The organism is Corallococcus sp. AB030, from assembly GCF_003668965.1.
In the GTDB taxonomy this organism is placed as follows: domain Bacteria; phylum Myxococcota; class Myxococcia; order Myxococcales; family Myxococcaceae; genus Corallococcus; species Corallococcus exiguus.
Map to the genome: position 1 here is coordinate 1 of NZ_RAWQ01000493.1, position 452 is coordinate 452.

At 33.2% G+C, this 452-nt stretch carries 1 protein-coding gene; it reads right to left on the reverse strand.

Annotated elements, in window-relative coordinates; translation table 11 throughout:
- On the reverse strand, positions 1-349 hold a 349-nt coding region (locus D7Y15_RS43755), incomplete at its 3' end, for a SprT family protein (protein ID WP_121756238.1).
- Positions 350-452: the final 103 nt, after the last annotated feature.

Sequence of the window (452 nt, forward strand, 5' to 3'; positions counted from 1 at the left end):
GAATTCTATTTTCTCCCCTTTTACCCGAAGGTCCTGGCAGAGGTGAACAATATCTCGAACCACCAACCTTTTGAAGCAACTCTTTAAAATCCTTATCTCTATGTTTATACCCCTTTCCCTCTTGATGAAGATGATAGTGGCACAATTCATGTTTAATAATACTAATCAATTCGTCCATACCTAACTGATCCAAATACTTCTTATTTATTTCAATATTATGGCTATATAATAAATAACGGCCACCTGTTGTTATAAGTCTTGAATTAAATAAAGCTTGATGGATGAAATCCTTATTAAAAAAACCCTTAGATATTTCTTCAACGATGCTTTGCAATTCTTGATCATTCACGTCTCTAAACTCCTTTTTACATCATGATGAACATGACAACCTATTTATGCATAGACTATAGATACTTAAAGAATATCTTAGTCTGGGAGGTAAATCATATGCC